At 64.1% G+C, this 5614-nt stretch carries 3 protein-coding genes and 1 pseudogene; 3 read left to right on the top strand and 1 reads right to left on the bottom strand.

The window, feature by feature from the left end:
• Positions 1-6: 6 nt before the first annotated feature.
• Positions 7-1473 carry a L,D-transpeptidase family protein gene (locus EOC93_RS32280; RefSeq protein WP_127206630.1) on the top strand — a complete coding sequence of 489 codons (1467 nt, stop codon included), beginning with the start codon at positions 7-9 and terminating at the stop codon, positions 1471-1473.
• Positions 1474-1608: 135 nt separating this feature from the next.
• The gene (locus tag EOC93_RS32275; RefSeq protein WP_127206628.1) at positions 1609-3174 is read left to right on the top strand and encodes an MFS transporter; all 1566 of its coding nucleotides are present in this window, start codon (positions 1609-1611) and stop codon (positions 3172-3174) included.
• Positions 3175-3200: 26 nt separating this feature from the next.
• On the opposite strand, the gene EOC93_RS32270 is transcribed toward EOC93_RS32275, so the two are convergent.
• On the bottom strand, positions 3201-5165 hold the full coding sequence (locus tag EOC93_RS32270; protein WP_164759368.1) for a M23 family metallopeptidase: 1965 nt from the start codon (positions 5163-5165) through the stop codon (positions 3201-3203).
• 240 nt (positions 5166-5405) lie between these two features.
• On the opposite strand from EOC93_RS32270, the pseudogene EOC93_RS34515 reads away from it, so the two are divergent.
• Positions 5406-5614: pseudogene (locus tag EOC93_RS34515) on the top strand (hypothetical protein); the annotation flags it as partial.

Raw genomic sequence — 5614 nt, 5'->3', positions numbered from 1 at the left:
GCCAACATGTTCCGCACGATCTTCACCCTTTCGGCGCTCGCCGCCGGGCTGCTCTCTTCGAGCGCAATGGCCGCGCCGACGGAAGACATCGCGCCGCGATCTGCCCGTGCGGCCGATGCCGGTGGTGTGCTGGTCGCCCAGAACGGTGATTTCGACGTCTATTATGACGCCAGGGGAAACCGCGTCATCGTCGATGCGGAAACCGGCAAGGTCCTCGCCATCCAGCCACCGCAGACCAGGTTCGATCGCCGTGCGCTGCGCCAAGAGCGCTTGCGCAATCTCGGACCGGTCGAGGACGACCGCTATTATCTCGACGATCCGGAAGACACGGCGCGTCTGCGCCGCAGGCAATTGGAAGAGGAAGGCCTGATCGTCGTGCCGCCGGTCGATGAATACGATCCCTATAGCGACAATTCGATGGAAGCTTTTCCCGAAGCCCCGCGGGATGACGGCAGCTATGGCAATAATTATCCGGAAGCGCCGCAGCCGGCAAAGCCGCGCACCGTCAAGCGCCAGCCACTCAACGAGGCTTCGATCGAGCCAGTCGAGCCGACGGCGCCGGGCGACCAGGCGGCGCTGCCGCCAAAGATCGGCGGCGAAACGGCGGTCGACCCGTCGCTCTCGCTCGGTGCGCGCCAGGATGTTGCTGCGTTGCAAGTGCTGCTCGACCGCGCCGGCGCTTCGCCCGGCGTCGTCGACGGACGCTTCGGCTCCAATGTCGACAAGGCGCTCGCCGCCTATAACGAGATCACCGGCAGCAATCTGAGGTCCACCGATGTGGTCGGCATCCAGGCGGCCCTTGAGCAATCCGGCGGCGATGCCTTCGCCTCCTATAATATCACGCCCGAAGATGCGGCCGGCCCCTATGTCGCCTCGGTGCCGGAAGACTACAGCCAGAAGGCGCAGCTCGACCGGCTGAGCTACACCTCCGTCACCGAAGCGCTCGCCGAGCGATTCCACATGGACGAGAACTATCTGAAGGCGCTCAATCCGGAAGCCAATTTCAACCGTCCTGGCACGATCATCAAGGTCGTCAATTTCGGCAGACTGGTGGCGAAGCCGGTGGCAAGCATCATCGCTGACAAGGGCAAGAAGCAGGTCCGCGCCTATGACGCGTCGGGCAAGCTAATCGCGGCCTATCCAGCTACCATCGGCTCGGCGGACACGCCTTCGCCCACCGGCACGCATGCGGTGTCGCGGGTCGCTCTCGACCCGAACTACACCTACAACCCGAACATCAATTTCAAGCAGGGCGAAAACAACAAGATACTGACCATCCCGCCGGGCCCGAACGGCCCCGTCGGCTCGGTCTGGATCGCGCTGGACAAGCCGACCTACGGCATTCACGGCACACCCGACCCCTCCAAGATCGGCAAGACCGAAAGCCATGGCTGCGTGCGGCTGACCAATTGGGACGCACGCGAGCTGGCCAAAATCGTGTCGCCGGGCGTCACGGTGGAGTTCATCGACTGAGCGCCATATCCCAAATCCTTCGCACGACAAGGAACCGCGGACGGGCGACTTAGAGGTCTCGATCCTGTTCTGGTTTCAACGACAGCAAGCCTCTGGCCGGTTGTTGCGGGCGCGTAGGAGGTCTAAGCAGGCTTCATGCGTTCTCCATGCGAAGTCGGCGCCGACGCCGTCCCCCTGGTCAGGCCGCTCCCGGCCGATACGTTTTGCCCGCAATCGCGGCGCAGGTTCGTGCTGATCGCGGCGATCCTGGCTTCCGCGCTCGGCTTCATCGACGGTTCGATCCTGGCTATCGCCACGCCGGCGATCCGCTTCGACCTCGGCGCCAGTTTCGCCGAGGCGCAGTGGATTTCCAACTCCTATGCGCTGACGCTTTCGGCGCTCATCCTTGTCGGCGGCGCTGCCGGCGACCGCTTTGGCCTGCGGCATGCTTTCGTGGCAGGCATCGCGCTGTTCATTGCCGCCTCGCTTGCCTGCGCGGTGGCGCCGAACCCGCCAGTGCTCATTGCGTTCCGCGCCGTTCAGGGCATCGGTGCCGCCATCATGGTGCCGGGCAGCCTCGCCATTATCGCCAAGGCCTATCCGAAGAAGGAGCGCGGCAGGGCGATCGGCATCTGGGCGGCGGCCTCGGCGCTGACGACGGCGCTTGGCCCGGTGCTGGGCGGCGTTGTCTTGTCGGCCTTCGGCGACGGCATCTGGCGGGTGATCTTCGCGGTCAATCTGCCGCTTGGACTTGTCTCGATCTATCTCCTGCTCGCCAAGGTCCCGGCCGACGCTCCGACGGAAAAGCGCAGCCTCGATCTCGGCGGCGCTGCCCTCGCCACATTGGCGTTCGGGGCGCTTGCCTATGGCTTGACCTCGATGAGCGCAGAGGGCGAGGGGCAAATGTCCGGCCCGAGCATTGCCGCCGGCGCGGTGCTGCTCATAGTGTTCATTGTCTTCGAGCGCCGGCAGCGTGAACCGATGATCGATCTCTCGCTGTTTCGGGTCGGCGCTTTCGCCGGCGCCAATGTGGCGACCTTCTTCCTCTATTTCGCGCTGTCGGCCAATCTGTTCTACCTGCCGATGCTGCTCATCGCCGGATGGGGGCTGAGCGCGGCCGAGGTCGGCTTCATCTTCCTGCCGCTGTCGGTCTTGATCGCGCTGTTGTCGGGGCCGATCGGCCAGTGGTCCGACCGGATCGGTCCGCGTTTTCCGATCGCCAGCGGCAGTCTTGTCGTCGCTGTCGCCTTTGCCGGGCTTGCCTTGCTGGCCTATGCCGGGATCCACAGTTTCTGGTGGGGAGTGTTTCCGCTGATGGCGCTGATGGGGCTCGGCATGGCGCTGGTCGTGTCGCCGCTGTCGACGGCGATCATGACGGCGGTCGAGGACAAGGATACGGGTGCCGCGTCGGGAATCAACAATGCCGTCTCGCGCATTGGCGGCCTGATCGCGGTGGCGGCGATGGGATCACTGGCGGCCTGGGTCTATGCGGCAGCGCTGAACATCGGTTCCGCATCCGGCGTTCCGGGTTTCGGCGAACCGGCGCCGGCGGGCCTGGCACCGGACCTCGATGCAGCAAGGCTTGCCGCCAGCGACGCAGCGTTCGCGGCCGTCGCCTTGGTGACCGCGCTGCTTTGCCTGCTCTCGGCGATCGTGGCGTGGACGACTGTTTCCGGCGAGCGACTGCCATGGTCGCGTCGAGCTGAGAATCCGCAAAGCTGAGAAGCCCAGAAAGGCTCCAAGGTCGCTCAGCCTTCGATCTTGGCGCTCGCGACCTTCAGCGAATCACTGTCTTCCTGCTTGAGCAGGTCATCAATGCGCCCGCGCTCACGCTTGAAGGCGACGAGGTCGTCGCCCTTCAGCACCTTGCCGACCGGCAGGCGAACACGCATCGGGTCGACCTTGGTGCCGTTGACGATCAGCTCGTAGTGGAGATGCGGACCGGTGGCGAGGCCGGTCTGGCCGAGAAAGCCGATGGTCTGGCCTTGGCGGACGCGCACGCCCGGCGCGATGCCTTTGGCAAAAGCGCTCTGGTGATTGTAGGAGGTCTCGTAGCCATTGGCGTGGCGGATGATGATCTGCTTGCCATAGCCGCCGGCCCAGCCGGCCTTCTCGACGACACCGTTGCCGGCGGCAATGATCGGCGTGCCGATGGCGGCTGACCAATCGACGCCGGTATGCATGCGCACATAGCCGAGGATCGGATGCCTGCGGGCACCGAAGCCGGAACGGAATTTTCCTGCCGGCAGGGGATTGCGCAGCAGGAATTGCTGGGCGCTGCGGCCGTCCTCGTCGAAATAGTCGGTGCTGCCGTCCTGCATCTGAAACCGGTAGAAATTGCGAGTCGTGCCGCCGAAGCTCGCCGAGACATAGAGCAGCTCGGACTCGTCGGACGCTTGGTCGTCGCCGTCCGGCTGCGAGAACAGCACCTCGATGCGATCCGACGGATTGAGCCGCGATTGGAAATCGACACCGGACGCCAGGAGCTTGATCAGCCGCTTGGTCATCGCCTTGGACATGCCGTAGGAGTAGGCGGCGCGGTAGATGCCATCATAGACGTTCGGCAGATTGCCGCGCACCACCGGTGCGGGCGAATCGTCGAATGCGGTCAGCAATTCGGGATTGGGCTCCGGCTCCTGCGCCGGCACAAATTGGCCGTGATCGTCGAGCGCGATGGTGACAATATGCTGGGTCCGGTCGTAGATGCCGGTGCGAACGACCTTGGCGGCGTCGCCATGGATCTCGAGCCCGACGCGCAGCACGGTTCCCGCCTTGAGCGCTGTCGCATTCAGCAATTTGGCGATCGCCTCGGCCATGCCGGTGGCGTCCTCGCCCGTATAGCCCGAATCGGCGAAGGCCTCGACTATGTCGCGGTCTCGGGTGAAAGGGATGATTTCCTCGGCGAAGGCCGGCGCCTGATCATCGGGGGCAGCGCGCAGCGACACCGAGACGTTTTCAGGAACGATCTTGACGTCGTAGGAACCAGCCATGCTCTCGGCGAACGCATCGCCGAATCGCTGCGGGTCGACATAATGCAGCGATGCAACCTGCACGGCGCCGTCGCTCAGGCCCGTGCCGGCCTCGCGCACCACCTTTTCCACCTCGTCGGCGGACAAGTCACTCTTTTCGTCGAAGGCGGCCGTCTCGATCGGGAAATCGACCGTCTTCAGGCTCATCTCGCTTTCGACCTTGGCGCCGTAGATCTGGCCGGCGGCGGCGGCGGTCGCCGGCTGGCCGGCATTGTCGTCGCGGTCGTCGCCAAACACCTGCATCGGGTTGAAAGGCGGATAGGCGCGGCTGGTCGTGTGCGCGGCGGCAAGCGCCATCTTGATCTGCACGAAAGGCATGGTGTGGATGACGTCGCGGTCGCCGACCTTGGTCACCATCGACACTTCCATGCGCCGACGGTCCTTGGCCTTGGCGATCTGGCGTGGGGCCACCAGCCTGGTGGTCTTGGCGACCTCGCCGGAATCGTCGCCTCTTGCAAGGCTGATCAGTTCGGCGATCTCGGGCGGCGTTGCCAATTGCTGACGGCCGTCAAGAGCCGCGAACAGCGCCACGCCCATCAGCACGCTCGACGTCACGCCGGTCAGAAAGGTGCCCGACAGCCAGCGTGCCGAAACCTCGCGCCGGTCGGGCGGGCCACTGCGACCGTCCGCAATCAGCGGCGGCTCGTTGCCGAGTTCGGCTATGACATTTTCCGTATCTGGCATCCAGAAAGGCTGCTTCTTCCCCGGGCGGGACGGCTTGTCGCTTTTGTTGTGGCCATGACATTTGCCTGTCACGGCGGGCGAAGTCAACGAAGCGCCTGGCCTCGGCCGAAATCCCCAATCACACTTCTCTCTTAGTGGCTCTCTTACAGTCTCTTATAAGCGGCGCCGCGCGGGTGGTGCGCACGCCTGCTTTGTTGGCCTTGGTGTCAAGCCGTAATGCGGCGGCAATAGGGCTCCGGCATGGTGGTCGGCTTTGTTATTCCCATGCCGCCGCGGAAGTCGGCTACCGAAAATCTTTTGTCGCAAAAAATTCAAGAAAGATTGAAATGGTTGTTGACAGTTTGGCTGGGCGCCGACTATATACGCCTCACCAACGAGGGCGGCGCGCCGCTGGCGACGAAGAAGTTCGCTTCTAGATCTGCCCTCTGCGAAATTCAAGATAGCCGCGT

Source organism: Mesorhizobium sp. M6A.T.Ce.TU.002.03.1.1 (assembly GCF_003997275.1).
Classification (GTDB): Bacteria; Pseudomonadota; Alphaproteobacteria; order Rhizobiales; family Rhizobiaceae; genus Mesorhizobium; species Mesorhizobium mediterraneum.
This window is presented reverse-complemented; position numbering and strand designations above follow the sequence as displayed.